The sequence below is a fragment of the Streptomyces sp. NPDC005728 genome, from assembly GCF_040630895.1.
GTDB lineage: Bacteria > Actinomycetota > Actinomycetes > Streptomycetales > Streptomycetaceae > Streptomyces.
Map to the genome: position 1 here is coordinate 1 of NZ_JBEXYL010000096.1, position 16,879 is coordinate 16,879.

At 69.9% G+C, this 16,879-nt stretch carries 12 protein-coding genes and 6 pseudogenes; 10 read left to right on the forward strand and 8 right to left on the reverse strand.

The window, feature by feature from the left end; all coding sequences use genetic code 11:
* Positions 1-972 (reverse strand): annotated as a pseudogene (locus ABZ471_RS38725) (glycoside hydrolase domain-containing protein); the annotation flags it as partial.
* An 8-nt stretch (positions 973-980) separates the two neighbouring features.
* Here ABZ471_RS38725 and ABZ471_RS38730 point away from each other — a divergent pair.
* Both ABZ471_RS38730 and ABZ471_RS38735 read left to right on the forward strand, forming a co-directional pair.
* A pseudogene (locus ABZ471_RS38730) lies at positions 981-1,328 on the forward strand (transposase); the annotation flags it as partial.
* A 25-nt stretch (positions 1,329-1,353) separates the two neighbouring features.
* Positions 1,354-1,545: pseudogene (locus ABZ471_RS38735) on the forward strand (IS5/IS1182 family transposase); the annotation flags it as partial.
* Positions 1,546-1,660: 115 nt separating this feature from the next.
* On the opposite strand, the gene ABZ471_RS38740 reads toward ABZ471_RS38735, so the two are convergent.
* Positions 1,661-2,134 carry a hypothetical protein gene (locus ABZ471_RS38740; RefSeq protein WP_352379130.1) on the reverse strand — a complete coding sequence of 158 codons (474 nt, stop codon included), beginning with the start codon at positions 2,132-2,134 and terminating at the stop codon, positions 1,661-1,663.
* 73 nt (positions 2,135-2,207) lie between these two features.
* On the opposite strand from ABZ471_RS38740, the pseudogene ABZ471_RS38745 reads away from it, so the two are divergent.
* Positions 2,208-2,474: pseudogene (locus ABZ471_RS38745) on the forward strand (transposase); the annotation flags it as partial.
* 299 nt (positions 2,475-2,773) lie between these two features.
* Here ABZ471_RS38745 and ABZ471_RS38750 read toward each other — a convergent pair.
* Positions 2,774-3,478 carry an alpha/beta fold hydrolase gene (locus ABZ471_RS38750; protein WP_359073356.1) on the reverse strand — a complete coding sequence of 235 codons (705 nt, stop codon included), beginning with the start codon at positions 3,476-3,478 and terminating at the stop codon, positions 2,774-2,776.
* 385 nt (positions 3,479-3,863) lie between these two features.
* Between ABZ471_RS38750 and ABZ471_RS38755 the strand changes: the two genes are divergently transcribed.
* Positions 3,864-4,895, forward strand: a complete 1,032-nt coding sequence (locus tag ABZ471_RS38755; protein WP_359073358.1) for a chitinase — start codon at positions 3,864-3,866, stop codon at positions 4,893-4,895.
* 447 nt (positions 4,896-5,342) lie between these two features.
* On the opposite strand, the gene ABZ471_RS38760 is transcribed toward ABZ471_RS38755, so the two are convergent.
* Together ABZ471_RS38760 and ABZ471_RS38765 are read right to left on the reverse strand one after the other, a co-directional pair.
* A complete protein-coding gene (locus ABZ471_RS38760; protein WP_359073360.1) occupies positions 5,343-6,164 on the reverse strand; it encodes a sterol desaturase family protein in 822 nt (273 codons plus the stop codon).
* Between the two features lie 14 nt (positions 6,165-6,178).
* The gene (locus tag ABZ471_RS38765; protein ID WP_359073362.1) at positions 6,179-7,084 is read right to left on the reverse strand and encodes a GntR family transcriptional regulator; all 906 of its coding nucleotides are present in this window, start codon (positions 7,082-7,084) and stop codon (positions 6,179-6,181) included.
* Between the two features lie 45 nt (positions 7,085-7,129).
* Here ABZ471_RS38765 and ABZ471_RS38770 point away from each other — a divergent pair, with 45 nt between their 5' ends.
* The 3 genes from ABZ471_RS38770 (at position 7,130) to ABZ471_RS38780 (ending at position 12,611) form a co-directional block, all read left to right on the forward strand.
* Positions 7,130-8,248, forward strand: a complete 1,119-nt coding sequence (locus tag ABZ471_RS38770; RefSeq protein WP_359073364.1) for a PP2C family protein-serine/threonine phosphatase — start codon at positions 7,130-7,132, stop codon at positions 8,246-8,248.
* Between the two features lie 329 nt (positions 8,249-8,577).
* Positions 8,578-11,181 (forward strand): SpoIIE family protein phosphatase, encoded by a 2,604-nt coding sequence (locus ABZ471_RS38775; protein ID WP_359073366.1) that lies wholly within the window; start codon positions 8,578-8,580, stop codon positions 11,179-11,181.
* A gap of 71 nt (positions 11,182-11,252) precedes the next feature.
* Positions 11,253-12,611, forward strand: coding sequence for a lanthionine synthetase LanC family protein (locus tag ABZ471_RS38780; RefSeq protein ID WP_359073368.1), 1,359 nt, complete (start codon positions 11,253-11,255; stop codon positions 12,609-12,611).
* 43 nt (positions 12,612-12,654) lie between these two features.
* On the opposite strand, the pseudogene ABZ471_RS38785 reads toward ABZ471_RS38780, so the two are convergent.
* The 3 genes and pseudogenes from ABZ471_RS38785 to ABZ471_RS38795 form a co-directional block, all read right to left on the reverse strand.
* A pseudogene (locus ABZ471_RS38785) lies at positions 12,655-12,804 on the reverse strand (stealth conserved region 3 domain-containing protein); the annotation flags it as partial.
* Positions 12,805-12,883: 79 nt separating this feature from the next.
* Positions 12,884-13,645: a DUF6193 family natural product biosynthesis protein gene (locus ABZ471_RS38790; protein ID WP_359073369.1), complete on the reverse strand. Its 762-nt coding sequence runs from the start codon at positions 13,643-13,645 to the stop codon at positions 12,884-12,886.
* Between the two features lie 60 nt (positions 13,646-13,705).
* On the reverse strand, positions 13,706-13,873 hold the full coding sequence (locus tag ABZ471_RS38795; RefSeq protein WP_359073371.1) for a hypothetical protein: 168 nt from the start codon (positions 13,871-13,873) through the stop codon (positions 13,706-13,708).
* 131 nt (positions 13,874-14,004) lie between these two features.
* Between ABZ471_RS38795 and ABZ471_RS38800 the strand changes: the two genes are divergently transcribed.
* The 3 genes and pseudogenes from ABZ471_RS38800 to ABZ471_RS38810 all read left to right on the forward strand — a co-directional run.
* The gene (locus ABZ471_RS38800; RefSeq protein WP_359073373.1) at positions 14,005-14,772 is read left to right on the forward strand and encodes an SDR family oxidoreductase; all 768 of its coding nucleotides are present in this window, start codon (positions 14,005-14,007) and stop codon (positions 14,770-14,772) included.
* A gap of 248 nt (positions 14,773-15,020) precedes the next feature.
* The gene (locus tag ABZ471_RS38805; RefSeq protein ID WP_359073375.1) at positions 15,021-16,409 is read left to right on the forward strand and encodes an AMP-binding protein; all 1,389 of its coding nucleotides are present in this window, start codon (positions 15,021-15,023) and stop codon (positions 16,407-16,409) included.
* Positions 16,363-16,857: pseudogene (locus ABZ471_RS38810) on the forward strand (transposase); the annotation flags it as partial. The gene ABZ471_RS38805 and the pseudogene ABZ471_RS38810, both read left to right, overlap by 47 nt.
* Positions 16,858-16,879: the final 22 nt, after the last annotated feature.

Sequence of the window (16,879 nt, forward strand, 5' to 3'; positions counted from 1 at the left end):
GGCGTGGCGCCACGCCCCACCGAGCCGGGGTGTGCGGCAGGGCAGGCCGCTCTCGTCCGTGGCCCAGGTGGTGTTGGGCGCTGCGGCGAGCCGGAGGTCCAGCCTGCCGCCCGAGAGGATCAGGTCCGCCCCGACCCACGAGCGCGCGAGGTTCAGCCCGTTGTAGTCCACGGCGTCGACGTACCGGTGCGCGTCGTCGGCCCCGGGCGCGGCGATGACGATGTCCGCGTGGCCCCGCCGGTCCACGACCGCTCTCCGGAAGACCGGTGCGCCCAGCAGCAGAGCGGCGCGCCCCGGGGTCTGCGGATAGATCCCGAGGGCGGAGAAGACGTACCAGGCGGACATGGTGCCGAGATCGTCGTTGCCGGGCAGGCCCTTGGGCCCGGTTCCATAGACGGTGTCAAGGATCTGACGTACCGTCGCCTGGGTTTTCGAAGGCTGTCCCAGCGCGTTGTAGAGCCAGGGCGCATGAATGCCGGGTTCGTTCGTGGGGTCGTAGCGCAGGGGGTCGCCCCCGCGCAGCGACCAGGAGCCGTCGGGAGCGTGGAAGAACGCGTCGAGGCGAGCGGCGGCCCGGTCCCGGCCGCCCATCGCGTCGGCGAGCCCGTGCACGTCCTGCGGCACCATCCAGGTGTAGGTGGCGCTGGTGCCCTGGGCGAACCCGAGCTCGCCGGCCGGGCTGAACGGCGTCACCCAGGTGCCGTCGAGCTTACGGGCCTGGATGTACCCGGTGGCCGGGTTGAAGACGTTGCGCCAGTAGGCGGCGCGCTCGGTGAAGGCGTCGGCCTCCTGGTGGCGTCCCAGCAGCTTCGCCCATGCGGCGAGAGCGGAGTCGGCGACGGAGTCCTCCAGGGTCTCGGCCGCGCCGCCCCAGCAGTGGCACACGTCCTGCGCCGCGTAGTGAGTGGCCAAGTACTGTGCCAGGTTCGGCCGTTGGCCCTCGCACTGGCCGGGACAGCCTGCGTCCGAGAGCTCGTCGCATCCGGGTGCCCAGGACGGGCCCCGGCCGGCCCCGGACTCGCCCCACAATGGTCCTGGCGGACCGCGCGTACTCATCCCGCGCGATCCGCGGCCACCTGCGCCGCCGGCAGATCCGCGTGGTCATCCCGCAGCCATCGGACCAAGTAGGGCACCGTCTGCGGCGGGGCCGCCGAGGTGGCCGTCCGCCCGGCTTCGATGCCGATTCCTACAAGCAGCGCAACACCGTCGAACGGTGCATCAACCGCCTCAAACAGTGGCGCGGCCTGGCCACACGATGCGACAAACTCGCCATCGCCTACCAGGCCGCACTCCACCTCGCCGCCATCCTCATCTGGGCACGACGCTGACTAAAGAGACAGAACCTGAGGTCGGTGGCATGAGGCCGGCGTCTTCGAGACGCTGCACGGCATCCTGCTCGCCGAGTTGCACGCGGCCGACGCCCTGGACTGGACCCTGGCCTGCGTGGATGCCTCCCGCATCCGCGCGAAAATAGGGGGCGAGGCGACCGGCCCGTCACCGGTCGACCGCGCAAAGACGGGCAGTAAACACCATCTGATCTGCGACGGGAAGAACACCCCGTTCAAGGTCATGACCACCGCGGCCAACGGACCGCCTTCCGGCCTCGCGCAAAAGAAGAGCTGCTCGCCCGGCGGCATCTTGAAGCGGTCGAGAGATCCGTTCAGCCGATGGTGAAGCGCTGGTTCTGGGCGCCTCGGTCGCAGCGGGCAGTGCGGTAGTAGCCGTTGTCCTGCTGGTAGAGGCAGCGGCCCGTGCCGACGCTTTGGAGCATGATAGCGCTGCGGGCGGCGGGCTGGACGGTGCGCCACTTCTGGTATGAGCCGCCGTTACAGCGCAGGGGGTAGACGTCGCCCCGGTCATTGCTGTCGAGGCAGCGGCCCCAGAAGTTGTTCTTGAGAGTGGTGCTGGTGTTGAGGCGGCCGTTCCACTGCCACAGGAGGCTGCCGCGTCCGGTGGTGCAGCGGTCGCCCTTGAGGCCGGTTTCGGAGGTCTCGCGCAGGCAGTCACCGTAGCGGTAGTTCGCGAAGCGGCTGGTGGCGGTGGCAGCCGAGGCGGGTGTGGGGGTGAGGAGGGGGAGGGCGAGGCCGGCTGCGGCGATGAGGGCGGCGAAGGCCTTCCGGGTCGGGCGGCGCACTGGGGGTCTCCTTACAGTGGTTTTCAGAGGTACCTCGACAGGATCCCCGAACACCACCGCCTACGCCTGAAAAATGGGGAAACCCCGGATCGAGCCGCTCATGCCTGCCGATCCGGTCCGGGGACGGCGCTGGGCCGATCACCGCGGCACGCTCGAGGCCATCGCGTGGAAGTACCGCACCAACTCGCGCTGGCGGGACCTCCCCGAGGAGCTCGGCTCGTTCCAGACGGCCCATAAGCGGCTGATCAGGTGGGCCGTCGACGGCACGTGGGAGAAGATCTTCGCCGCCGTCCTCGCCGCAGCGGATGCCGTCGACGACATCGGCTGGACCGTAGTGATCACTAATCGGACAGACACATCCGATCAGCTGACCAACCCATCAAAGAGACACGCTCTAGCCGTGCGCAGTAGGGGGTGACGCATGCGTCAAGTGGCCTTCCGACGAAGGGACATGGAGGCCTGGCGAGGCTAGGGTGCCGGTCGATGCCGGGGAAGAGGGAGCCGGGTCCGGATGGTGAATCCCGGGTGAAGGCTTCGGGATGCACATCGAGCATTGACGCGCGTGGGGTTGGGCGCCCGCGGCAACAGGGACGGCGTTCACGCCTCGGAGTTGGGGACGCTCAGCCGTCCCTCATGCGGTCAGAGTGGTGAAGGGTGTACGTCCGAACCCGCGCTCGGCCGGGGTGTCAGGAGGCCGGCCACGGTCGAGCTCGCGGTGCGGTGCCAGGTGCCGCTGTGGCGCAGCATGGCGTGGTCGCCGCCCGCCATGAGGACGGTGTCCGCCCGCGCACCCGCCGCGCGGGCCCGGTTGACGAAGGCCGCCGACGCGTGGGGATCGGTGACCCGGTCACGGTCTCCGTGCAGGACGATGACGTCCTTGCCCCGCAGATGGACCACCGGTTCGCCGTCGGGGCACCAGGGTGCCAGCGCCAGCACGGCACTGACCTCAGGTGCGGCCGCGGCGCGCAGGGCCGCCCGGCCGCCCATCGAGTGGCCCACCAGCACGGTGGGGATGCGCCCGAAGCGCCGGCAGAGCTCCGCCAGCGCCCGCCGGGTGTCCCGCAGGGGATCGGCGTCGAGTCCGTTCCACCCCTGGACCCGGTAGCGGACCTCTGCCAGGAGGATGCCGTGGTCGGATGTCGCTGCGGCGACGGCCCGTACGAAGGGCTTCATCCTCAGTGCCGCCGGCTGCCAGGGCCGCGACGGCGCCCGGCTGTCTTCCCTGCCGCCGTGCAGGAAGAGCACGGCGGCCCGGGGCGAGCGCGGGACACGTCGTGTCACCAGTGCGGGTGTCGGCTCGTCCGACGCCGGAGCGACCGGTCCGTGCTCGTGTCCTGTTGCCATCCCTGCTCCTCACCTCGCGTGCATTCTCCCCTGCTGCAGACTGTGCCCTTCCCTTCTGCCCGAGGCGTCGTATCTTGCCGACCCGCACCCTGCGGCAGCTACGACGAGTTGAGGCGGTCTGTGTACCAACTGGTCCCCTAGGACACGGGCCGTCACAGGAACACGGTCAACTCGCCCAACGCGTACCGGAGTCGACGCCCAGGCTCGGGTCAGGTGATTGTAAAGAACCTTGACAGACGATTGGTCTAGTCCAACGATGGTCGCTGTCCGCCCCCGGTTCAGGGGAGCCCTCCCGGTCCTTTCCCTGTTCCCGCCTGCTCATTTCGCCATGGGAGCGTCAATGAGACGAAGTGGTCCCCTCCGCGCACTGCTTTCCAACGTGGGCATGACTGCCCTGTCGGCCACCCTGGTTGTCCTTGGGGGAGGCGGCGCGCACGCCTCGGGCCAGCAGTCCCCGGGCACCGCCGGACCCATGCCCGCACACGTGGCGGCGCCCTACGTCGAGACGTGGACCGGTGAAAGCCCGGCCGCGCTCGCCGCGGAGTCCGGCAACAAATACCTCACGATGGCCTTCCTCCAGACGCCCGTGGCCGGGTCGTGCACCGCGTACTGGAACGGCGACACGACCAAGCCGATCGCCCGTGCGGCCTTCGGTGACGACATCGCCGCGATCCAGGCACGTGGCGGCAACGTCATCCCGTCCTTCGGCGGCTACAGCGCCGACACCACCGGCACCGAACTCGCCGACAGCTGTACCAGCGTCGACGCCATCGCCGCGGTGTACGAAAATCTCGCCAGGACCTACGGCATCACGCGGATCGACCTCGACGTGGAGGCCGATTCCATCACCGACACCGCGGGCATCGACCGTCGGAACAAGGCCATCGCCAAGGCCGAACGCTGGGCCGATCGCACCGGCCACAACCTCCAGTTCTCCTACACCCTGCCCACGACGAACACCGGGCTCGCGCCCAGCGGTGTGGCCCTGTTGCAGAACGCCGTCGACAACCACGCCCGCGTGGACGTCGTCAACATCATGACGTTCGACTACTGGGACGGCGTCCGGCACGACATGGCGGCCGACACGAAGAGCGCGGCCGCGGGCCTGCACGGCCAACTGGCAGCCCTCTACCCGAAGAAGAACCCGGCCAGGCTGTGGGGGGTGATCGGCGTCACCGAGATGCCGGGCATCGACGACTACGGTCCCGAGGAGACCTTCACCACCCCGGACGCGGTCACGGTCGAGAAGTGGGCCGCGGCCAGGGGCATCGACACCCTGTCCTTCTGGGCGCTCCAGCGTGACAACGGCGGCTGCGTCGGCACGGCCGGCGCCAACTCCTGCTCCGGGATCGCCCAGGACACCTGGTACTTCAGCCACGTGTTCGAGTCCTTCACGCGGGGCCGTCACGTCCACTGACGACTGAGCGGTGAGCGGCCCGGCATCGCCACGGGGCCGTCACTCTCACCCCACCCGCTTTCAGAGGTGGACATTGCCCCCGGTCTGAGGTCCTCGTCCGCACGGCCGGCCGCCCCTCGCGTGGCCGGCCGTGCGCGTACGGCTTCCGTGGAGGGGCAGGACCGGATCAGGCCGCGTCTTGGGCCGAGCGCACCCGATCAACCGGTACTAGGCTGGTTCGGGATGACGGGGGCGCATGCCCCGCGGAGCCCGGCACCACCAGAAAGAGGGATCTCATGTCCTCGAAGCGTCGCCGTAAGAAGAAGTCCAGGCGCAAGCACGGGGCGAATCACGGACGTCGGCCACAGTGCTGAACCGAAGGCCACCCGTCCGCTCACGCGAGACAGGGCCGTGCGAGACAGGCCGCTGAACGCGACGGATGTCACCCCTTTGTCACACCCCTCTGTCTCACCCCTTTGTCCCGGGTGACCAGCCCGGCGGTCCGAACAGGTACCCGGCACGGTCGTGCCAGCGTCGCGCCGCCCGGACGTCGCGCCAGGCGGCGGCGTACTCGTGGAAGGCGACGCGCAGCGGGTTGTGGGTGTCGATGTTCTTGGTCAGGCCGTACACCACCCGCTCGCCCTCAGGCCGGAAGGTCCCGAAGAGCCGGTCCCAGATGATGAGGATGCCGCCGTAGTTACGGTCCAGGTAGACGTTGTTCGAGCCGTGGTGGACGCGGTGGTGGGAGGGCGTGTTGAAGATCCACTCCACCGGCCGCCACAGCTTGTCCACCCGTTCCGTGTGCAGGAAGAACTGGTAGACGAGGCTGACGGCCTGCTGGAGCAGGATCATCCACGGCGGGATGCCGAGCAGCGCCAACGGCAGCCAGAACGGCAGAGTCGTCATCGGCGTCCAGCTCTGGCGCAGAGCGGTCGAGAGGTTGAAGCGGACGCTGGAATGGTGGACCACATGGCTCGCCCACAGCACCCGCACCCGGTGGTGGGCACGGTGGAAGGCGTAGTACGCCAGGTCGTCGGCGAAGAACAACAGCACCCACGTCCACCCGGAGGAGGGCAACAGGTGCCACGGTGAGACAGCGAAGAGGGCCGCGTACAGCAGGATGGTTACCGCTTTCCACGGCACCGCGACGACCTGGCTGCCGGCGCCCATGGACATGCTGGTGACGGTGTCGCGCAGCTCGTAACCGCGCTCGTCGTCGTCCGGGCGGAAGCGGTAGGAGAGCGCCTCGACGACGACCAGGAGCACGAACGCCGGTATCGCGTAGACCACGGCCGGGATCATTCTCAGTGCACCGCCTTCCGGGGTGTGGCGGGCACGCTGCGGGACAGCAGCTCGCGCGCCAGCCGCTCGGCCGTCCCGGCCTCGCGCGCCGCGATGTGTGCCGCCAGCCGTACATGGGCGTCAACGTCGAGGAGTTCGGCGGTGCGCAGGTCGTCGGGCACGTCGGCGACCGGGAGCGCGCCGTCCACCAGGCTGTTGAAGGCCAGCAGATAGGCGACGTTCCCGGAGCCCTCCACGATCAGCCGCCACCAGATGATGTCCGCCGCGCTCAACTCGGCCAGGTCGGGCCCGCTGCGCGTGTACCGGCCCGCGGCCTCCACGATGTCCGCGGCGGCCTCCTCGGAGCACCGGAGCGCGCACAGCCGTGCCGCGTCGGCACCGATGCACGCCCGCATCTCCAGGGCGTCCCGGGCGAGGTCCTCCACGGAGGGCCCGCTGTCGGCCGCGGCGATCCCCACGGCGAGGTCGAGTCCGGCGGTGCGCCGCCAGTCCAGGACGAGCGTGCGGCCGCCGTGGCTGACCTCGACGAGCCGTGCCTGCTGGAGCCGCTTGACGGCCTCACGGACCGCATGCCGGTTCACACCGAACTCGCCCGCCAGGTCGCGTTCGGCGGTGAGCGCGGAACCGGGCGGCAGCTCCCCGCCGAGGATCCTGTCGCGCAGCAGGGCGAAGAGCTGGTCCGAGACCGCCTCACGCCGGATGTGTTGCCGGGGCATGCCGATCAGGGTGGACAGGCAGAGCCGACTGGTCAACTGGTTGGACCAGAACTGGTACGGAAAGTGGAGCGCGCGGACCCGGATCGGCTCCCGGAGATACGCGCCGTCACCGACGCCATTGACGGCCGGGCGCCACTCGAATGGCCCCGCCGTGCGCCTCGCCGCGATCGGCAACGGCAGACGAGTGTCCACTTCTTCACGGCACGACTTCCATTTGATCCCGATAAGATGCCTTCTGTGATCAGGTCAGGCCGGTTCCGGCGCCGCCGCGCTCTGTACGGTGGCCGACGGGACGTCGTACTGCTGTCGCCGCTGATCCTCACTGTCCTCATCACCGGCCTGGCGTTCGCCACCCCGAGAGAGATCGCCTTCAGCCGCCTCCTGCCCGCGGCGCCCGCCCTCGCGGCCGCGATGTGGCCCGTCCTCCCGACGATCATGCTGGGGGCGTTCTGCCTGCTGGCGATGATCACGCTCAGCTTCTTCTACACCGACCTGGGGACGCCGTACACGGCTGCTGCGATCGCCGCGGTCACTCTGGCGGCCGCATATGCCAGCCATCTCCGACTCCAGCGCGAGGAGATGCTGATCCAGGTCCGGCTCGTCGCCGACGCGGCCCAGAAGGTGCTGCTCCGTCCGTTGCCGCGCACCATCCAGAACGTCGAGATCGAGTCGCTCTATCTGGCGGCCCAGGAGCAGGCCCGGATCGGAGGTGACTTCTACGAGGCTGCCGACACGCCGTACGGCGTCCGCCTGCTCATCGGCGACGTGCGCGGCAAGGGGCTCCCGGCGGTGGGGGCGGCCTCGGCGGTGATCAACTGCTTCCGGGAGAACGCGTACGACCAGCCCGACCTGCGGAGCATCATCCATCGCCTGGAGACCAGCATGGCCCGCTACAGCCTCGCGACCCACTCCGCGGAACAACCGGAGCACTTTGCCACCGCACTGATCGCCGAGATCCCGTACGGCGGTGGGCAGATCAGAATCCTCAACTGTGGGCACCCGCCGCCCCTGCTGCTGCAGCGTGGGGAGATCCGCGTCCTCGAGTGCGCCACGCCCTCGCCGCCCCTCAACCTCGCGATGCTCCTCGGAGACTGCTACAGCGTGGACACCGTCCCCTTCGGGGAGGGCGACCAGATGCTGCTCTACACCGACGGCGTAACAGAGACCCGCGACCGCGACGGCACGTTCTTCCCGCTGCCGGATTGGATGCGGCAGCTCGGCCCGATGCCGCCCCGTGAGCTGCTGGACCGGCTGCACCGGGACCTGCTCCACTACAGCGGCGGAAGGCTCGGCGACGACATCGCGGCCCTCGCTGTGCGCCGCCGGGCCGCCCCGGGCCAGGAGCACTCGGCGTAGTCGGCTGGCAGTCGCGCCCGTTCCACACTTCACCGACCTGGGGCCGTTTCGGTCGGTCGTGGAAGCCGGCGGAGCGCGGGGGAGTGGTTGTCGAGGACAAGCACTCGGGGGCGCACCGGTCGCCGAGCAGGGAGACGTAATGCTAGAAAAGGGTCATGAGGGGACGTTCCCCCTGGCTCTGGGTAAGAGCGGCGTCACCGCCGAGCACACCGCGGTCGTCCGATCCGCCCTCTCGTCCAGGGCCCTGGCCGTCACAGGGACGCCGCCTCGCGTCGTCCCTGAGCGTCCGCACGCTCGCCGCGCAGGTCTTTCTCCTGCAGGCCCTCATCATGCTGCTGGTGGTCGCTGCGGCGGCCGCTTCCCTCGTGGTGCAGGGGCAGTACGATGCAGAGCGCGAAGCCACGAACCGTTCACTGGCCGCGGCGGAGGGATTCGCGCACGCGCCGGGCACGGCACTCGCGCTGCTGTCCCCGGATCCGGGCTCCCGGCTGAAGGCGGCGGCGGAGCGGGCGAGGCGAGGATCCGGCGTCGATTTCATGGCCGTCCTCAACAAACATGGAGTCCGGCTCACCGACACCGATCCCACGCTGGTCGGTAAGAAGGCGGAGGGCGTCGGCCGAGCTGCCGCTGGGGAGGCGTTCACCGAGACGTACCACGGCCAACCGTCCGACGCCGTTCGTGCGGTCGTCCCCGTGACGGACGCGAGCAGGCGCGTGGTCGGCATGGTCAGCGCCGGGGTCCAGTACGCAACGCTCGGACACATGCTCCAACGGCAGGTGCCGGTGCTGCTCGGTTCGGCGGCGGTGGCACTCGCGCTCGCGACCGGCTGCACGGCTCTGGTCAGCCGGCGGCTGCTACGGCAGACCCGTGGACTGGGTCCGGCCGAGATGACCCGGATGTACGAACACCACGATGCCGTGCTGCACGCGGTGCGCGAGGGAGTACTGATCGTCGGCGACGGGCGCCTGCTGCTCTCCAACGACGAGGCACGCCGGCTGCTGGGCCTGGCCGAGGACGCCGACCGGCGGAAGGTGACGGAACTGGGACTGGGGCCCCGGCTGACGCGGTTGCTGGTGTCGGGTGAAGCCGTGTCCGACGAGGTGTTCCCGACCGGGGACCGGCTGCTGGCGGTGAACATCCGGCCCACCGCACCCTACGGCGGCGGGCACAGTCTGGTCGCCACCCTCCGTGACACGACGGAGCTGGCGGCCCTGTCCGGCCAGGCCGAGGTGGCGCGGAACCGGCTGTCGTTCCTGTACGAGGCCGGCATGCGGATCGGCACCACGCTCGACGTGCGGCGTACCGCGCAGGAGCTCGCCGAGGTGACCGTCCCGCGCCTGGCGGACTTCGTCACCGTGGAGATCCTCGACTCGGTACTGCGGGGCGAGGAGCCCACGGGTGCCGTCAGCCAGATGCGCCGCACAGCACTGGGCGGGCAGGCCGGGCATCCGCTGCAGCCGGTGGGAGGTCTGATCCGGTTCGTCGAGGCCGACACGCCGATGGCGGCGGCGCTGCGACGTGGAAAGGCCGTCCTGCTCCCGGACCTGCACACCGCCGAGGACTGGCGGGCCCAGGACCCGGAGGGAGCTCGGCAGGCGCTGGACTACGGCATCCATTCGATGATGTCCGTTCCTTTGCAGGCCCGGGACGTCGTCCTCGGCATGGTCAACTTCTGGCGCGGCACCGACTCCGCTCCGTACGAGAAGGAGGACGTCGCGGTGGCCGAGGAACTGGTCGCCCGGACGGCCGTCGCGATCGACAATGCACGCAGGTACGCGCGCGAGCACGCCATGGCCGTGACGCTGCAGCGCAGCCTGCTGCCCTCGGGCCTCCCCGACCAGGACGTACTGGAGATCGCCTCCCGCTATCTGCCGGCGCAGTCCGGCGTGGGCGGCGACTGGTTCGACGTGATCCCTCTCCCCGGCTTCCGGGTGGCCCTGGTCGTCGGCGACATCGTGGGGCACGGGTTGCACGCCGCGGTGACCATGGGACGGCTGCGGACCGCAGTGCTGAATTTCTCCGCACTGGACCTGGCCCCGGACGAACTGCTCGGTCGCCTCGACGAGATGGTGACCCGGCTGGACACGCACACGGAGAACACCGACGACGACCGTGCACCCCTGACCGGTGCCACCTGCCTCTACGCCATCTACGACCCGGTAGGCGGGCGCTGCACCCTCTCGCGCGCCGGGCACATGGCGCCGGCCGTGGTGGATCCCGAGGGCAGCGTGACCTTCCCCGACCTCCCCCTGTCGCCGCCCCTGGGTGTGGGCGGGCAGCCCTTCGAAGCCGGTGAACTGGACCTGCCGGAGGGCAGCCGGCTCATCCTGTTCACGAACGGGCTGATCGACAGCCGCGGACGCGACATCGACGAGGGCCTGGCGATGATGCGTTCGACCGTCGCCGGGGCGGGCCGGACGCCGGAGGAGACCTGCCGTGCGCTGGAGACCATGTTGCCCGAGCATCCCAGCGACGACGTGGCGCTGCTGGTGGCAAGGACCCGGCTCCTCGACCCGTCCAGGGTCGCGGTCTGGCAGGTGCCGTTCGACGCGATGGCCGTGTCCGAAGTCCGCAGGGACGTCAGCCGCCGACTGGAGGAATGGGGACTGGAGGAATCGGCGTTCGCGACGGAGCTGATCCTCAGCGAACTCCTCACCAACGCGATCCGGTACGGTGCTCCACCCGTGGGCGTCAGGATCCTGCTGGGCGGGACCCTTGTCTGCGAAGTGTCGGACCGCAGCAACACCTCACCTCGGCTGCGGCGCGCGGGCACCACGGAAGAAGGAGGCCGTGGCCTGTTCCTGGTCTCCCAGTACGCGGACCGGTGGGGGACACGCTATGCGGCCGACGGCAAGGTCATCTGGGCCGAGCAGAGTCTCGGCCGTACCCGGGAACCGGATATGACGGCACTGATCGACGAGATGGCCTGGTGAGCCGTCTCCGTCCTCGCGGGAGGGCAGGACGCACAGGTACCTGTGGGATCGCCGAGTTGTAGCGTGGCCGGGTGACGCTGAGCGACGCGTATCGGGAACTTGGCGAGGCCGCCTGGTCATGGGTACTGGGCCACGTGCGTGAGGACGAGGGCCCGTGGCTGCCGGAAGCGGTGTCAGGGGACGGCCGGGACACCGCTCCCGCGGAGGACCGCGACACCCTGTACGCGGGGATCGCGGGTCTGGCCCCGGTGATGGCGGAGATCGCGCAGTACCGGGAGCTGAGCGGCCGCGAACAGGCTCTGGCGACGGGGATCGTGACCAGACTGTCGGCCGAGGCGAGGCGCAGAACGGAACCTTCGCTGTACGGCGGCCTGGCAGGCGACGCCATGGCGCTGAAGCTCCTCGCCCCGGGCGAGGAATCGATCGCGCTCAGGCGCCTGGCCGACGTGGCGACCCCCGAAGGGTGGAAGACCGCGGTCGGGTTCCCACCAGGTTCCGACGAGCCCCTGAACGACATCATCATGGGCGCCGCGGGTGTGGTGCTGACGGCGGTCTGGGCGGGCGGCGAGTTCGCGGAGGGGATCGCGACGACGGGCTGCGAGGCCCTGCTGCACGTGGCGGACCGTACGGAGGCCGGCCTGGACTGGGGGATTGCGCCGAGCACGGAGTGGAGGGCGCCCAACTACTCACACGGCACCGCCGGGGTGGCCGCGGCGCTGGCGGTAGCGGGTGCGGCGCTGCGGCGGGACGACTTCGTCGCTGCCGCGGTGGAGGGGGCCCAACACGTCCTGTCGGTGGGCTCGTTGGAGGACGGCGGCTTCGTCGTTCCGCACACCATCCCGCCGTCGAAGCGGGAGGTCGAGCCGGTGACGTACACGTGGTGCCACGGTCCGGCGGGCACCGGGCACCTGTTCGCTGCACTGTCGCACGCGGGGGTGGAGAGGGTGTCGGGCTTCGAGGTCGGCGAGCTGCGGCACCGATGTCTGACCTCGATCCTCGCATCGGGAGTACCCGACCGCCTTCGCCCCGGCTTCTGGGACAACGACGGCCGCTGCTGCGGAACGGCGGGCGTCGGGGACGTGCTTCTGGACGCGGCGCAGGACTGCGGGGCGACGGCAAGGGCGGAAACCCTGATGCAGGCGGCACGCCGGATGGGTGACGCCTTGGTGGAGCGGGCGATCAGGGACGAGGCCGGCGCCCGCTGGCGCTTCCTCGAACACCGCAAGGACCCGCCGCTGCTGCCCCCGGGCACCACGTGGATGCAGGGCGCGGCGGGCATCGCGGCCTACCTTCTGCGCCTCGCACGGTTCATCGAGACCGGTCCGAACGCTCCGGTGGTGGACCGCCCGGATCAGTGGTGGGCAGTGCCGGCGTCTCTGCGCCGCACGGCCTCCGCAGCCGGTCGCCGACCTGTATCGCGTGCGAGTTGAACCTGCCGGGTACGCCGTGACCGGTCATCAGCGCGTACTGGTGGAGCAGAGGGACCGGCATGGCGATGTCCTGCGACGAGCGGAAGCGGGACGCCGTGGTGCGGCCGACGTCCTCCGGGAAGAGCTCCTCCAGCTCCTGCAGCGTCCCACGTCGCTGCGGCAGCGGGGTGTGCATGAAGTTGTTCGTCGTCATCCGCCTGAACTTCTCGAGCGAAATGACGGCCGCAAGGTGACGAAAATGGGGCGGTGGTCGAGGATCGCGCGATCGCAAGTCAGGCCGTGGTTGCGCTGGTCGGCCAACCTCCCTCGATGGCCGGGCCACTGCCTGCAGGAACGTTCGCGGCCACCAACGCTGCGGCCTCGCAGGCGCTGAGGCGGGCGCCGAGCACGCGTGACGGTATCTGCGGCGACGACGGTGTGACCACGTTCCACAGTCCTTCTCCGGCCGGAGTCACATGCGGAACCTCCGCGTGGAACGGATCCGCAGTGCAGCTGAGCAGGCTGAACGCGCCGTGCGACGGAAACGGGAAGAAGGCGCGCAGGGTCGGCTGCGCGTACAGGGCCTCGGCCAGTTCGGCGTCGCCCAGCCTGATCACCGGCGAGCGTTCCAGAGTCAGCCGCCAAGCGGTCGACACCACCCTCCCCGGTGGTGCTGCATCCAGTGGGTCTCCCGCGAGCAACGGCCACTCGCGCCGCAGTTGGTCGATCGATGCGCCACCGCGCCAGGCGTGCAAGATGGCGGCAACCACCGCGAGGTCAGCGGTGCTGCCGAAGGCACCCCAGGGCCAGCCCGAGTCGGTGGAGATCTCGAAGCGGAACTCGCGTTCGTCGCCATTCGTCGCGTATACGGCGAACCGTGCCTCCCCACGCCTGCAGCATGCGGCGACCGCAGGATCGAACCCCTCAACGGCATCCATGGGCTCGGCACTGTGCCCGCGACGAGCCGCCTCGCGAGCCAACGCTTCCCACAGGCCGCCTGGCGCAAGCAGCTCCGGACAGAGCTCAGACGGAACTTCGCTGGAACGTTCGTTCATGCACACACCGTAGGCCGTAGGAATGTAGCCGGCCGTGGATGCGGGACCTCTCGCACCTCATCACGGGATGACGGCATGGGAAACCCGGTCGTCGAGCCACGCCAGTGAGCGCAGCGAGTACCTCAGCTCGTCGTTGCTGGTGTAGCCGGAGGCGTTGGTCTCCTTGTCCAGGATCTCGGCGGTGCCGCGCCGCCGTCGAACCGGCCGCCGCCAAGGGGCCCTGAGCATGCCGAAGGAACTGCCTTCGCGGGCCGGCTGCAGCGCGGCGGTCGACGCGCGGACCGCCGCGGCTTCGGTCGGAAGGCGATCAGCAACCTGACGAGGGACAATCGGACGGGGGCCGATTCCCGGAGATCCGGATGACGAACCGCGAGCCGAACGGCGAGCCGAACCGCGAACCCTGCGGCGGACTCACCCACCAGACCGTCGTGGTGATCGGCGCGAGCGCGGGTATTGGACTCGAGACCGCCCGCCAGGTCCGTGCACAGGGCGCCCGGGTGGTCCTCGTCGGCCGCAACCCCGACCGGCTGCGGCAAGCCTCTCTCGAACTCGACCCGGTCAGCACGGCAGCGTTCGACGCCACCGACACCGATCGACTCAAACAGTTCTTCGATGAACTGCCCGGGCCCGTCGACCACGTGATGGTCACGGCCGGTGCCCCCTTCTACATGCCCTTGGACGGCATGGACCTCGCCGACGCCCGCCGTGAGTTCGACGAGCGCCTCGCCATGACGCTAGGGGTGGCCCTCTACAGCCGTGACAAGGTCCGAGCCGGAGGCACGCTCCTGTTCATGGGAGGAACGGGAGGCCGACGCCCCGCTGTCGGCATGTCCGTCGTGGCCGCCCTCACCGCGGCTCAGCCCGCCCTCATCGCCAACCTGGCACTCGAACTGGCGCCGATCCGCGTCAACCTCATTGCGGCCGGATTCGTCGACACACCCCTGTCGGCCTCACTCCTGGGCGACCGGCTCGACGCCAGGCGCGAGGAACTACGCGAAACCCTTCCCGTCCGACGGGTCGTCGACCCGGCCGACGTCGCGGCCCTGGCAGTTCATGTCATGTGCAACGACGCGCTCACCGGCGCAACGTACGACGTCGACGGCGGCCAGCAGCTCCTCTCCCGCTGACACGCAGAAGCACCTCCCGGCGGCGGCGCTCATTGGGCTTTCTGCTGATGGAATTCAGCTTTCATGGTGTGGAAAGCACATTGCGTACAGGAGTGTTGACGGATTGGATTGCCAGGGTCAAGACGGCGGAGTTGCTCCCGGCGTTGCGAAGACGGGCGCTGCGCCGAGACCACCGCTGACCCGTCCCCGTCACGGCGAAACACGACCCGCACGGCTTCCGGTGCAGAAGCTGGTACAGAAGGAAGCGAATGGCATCCATGCTCGACGGCTGCACGCCCTGGCCCGAGGAGTTCGTGGACCGCTACTGGGCGGCCGGGCACTGGCGTGGCAACACGCTGGACAACCTGCTGCGCGACTGGGCCCTGCAGTACGGACCGCGGAACGCGCTCGTGCACGGCGGCACCCGCATCACGTACGCGAACCTGAACCGTCGCGTGGACCGCATGGCCGCCGGATTCCGGCTGCGCGGCCTCCGGCCCGGGCAACGGGTCGTCGTCCAGCTACCGAACGTTCCCGAGTTCGTCATCAGCGTGTTCGCGCTGATGCGCGTCGGTGCGGTCCCCGTGTTCTGCCCGGTCTCGCACCGTGCGTCCGAGGTGTCCCATCTCGTCCGGGTCGCCCAGGCCGTCGGCTACGTCGGTCCCTCGACGTACCAGGGCTTCGACCACACGGCGATGGCCGCGGACATCGCGGCCCGAGGGCCCTTCCTGCGGCGGGTGTTCACCCTTGAGGCGCCGGGTGCCTCGTCCCTGTACGGCGGCCTGACGATCGACCCGACGGGCTGCCACTATTTCCCGCTGGGCTCCATCGACGCCCCGCCCGGGCCGGCGCTGGCGCAGAGCGCCGACCAGGTGGCGTTCTTCCTGCTCTCCGGCGGTACAACCGTGGCGCCCAGGCTCATTCCGCGCACCCACAACGACTACGCCTACCAAGCGCGGGCCGCCGCCGAGCTGGTGTCGCTCACCGAGAAAGACGTGTATCTCGCCGCGCTGCCCGCCGAGTCCAACTTCACCTTCGGGGCCCCCGGCATCGTCGGCACCCTCTCCGTCGGCGGCACCGTCGTCCTGGTCGAAGACCCGGGACCCGCCGCATGCTTTCCGGTCATCGGACGAGAGCGGGTCACCATCACGTCGGTGGTGCCCGCCGTCGCCCAGCTCTGGCTCGACACACTTCCCACGGTCCAAGCCGACTTGAGCAGTCTGCATCTCGTGCAGGTCGGCGGCGCGCCCTTGCACCGGGCCACCGCCGAACGGATAGGCCCCGAATGGGGCTGTCGCCTGCAACAGGTCTTCGGCATGGCTGAAGGGCTACTCACTCTCACCCGGCCCGCCGACCCGGACGAGACCGCGCTCACCACGCAGGGCCGCCCGCTCTCGCCCGACGACGAGATCCGCATCGTCGACGTCCACGGCAAGGACGTGCCCGACGGGGAGCCCGGCGAAATCCTCGCCCGCGGTCCGTATACCCTGCGCGGCTACTACCGGGCGCCCGACCACAACGCACGCTCCTTCACCACCGACGGCTACTTCCGCACCGGCGACCTCGCGCTGCGTACCCCCGACGGCAACCTGGTTGTGACCGGCCGCCTCAAGGACGTCCCGCGCCGGGCCGACCACGAGGATCCGTCCGGCCTGTGACGGGCAGGAGCGCCCGCCGGCCTTCACGATCACCGCTGGGAGCGTCAACGACCGCACCCAGTTCGAGCAGGTCATGGCCCGCATCAGTGTCAGCCGGTGCGGGCCCGGGCGGCCCCGGTGCTTGCCCGGGCAGGTCGTTGCCGACAGGGGTTACGCGTCCACGAAGATCCGCTCCTGTCTGCGCAGGCGCGACATCGAGGCCGTGATCCCGGCACGGATCGACCAGATCAGCGGTCGCACACTCGCCACGATGGAGCCGGTGTTCCGTATCCCATCTGGCCGAGTTCGCCCCTACGGACCGTCCCGGTATCGGCATCGCCGGAGACGGTGCCATGCAGGGGGAGTCGACTGCCATGTCCGGCGCGCCGCAGTACCCGCCGTCACGCGTGAGCTTGGCGACGTCGGCGCGGCCAGGTCGATCCCCGTTCTGCGAGAGCCGAGCTGTTGACGCGATTCGTGTGGGCCCGCCG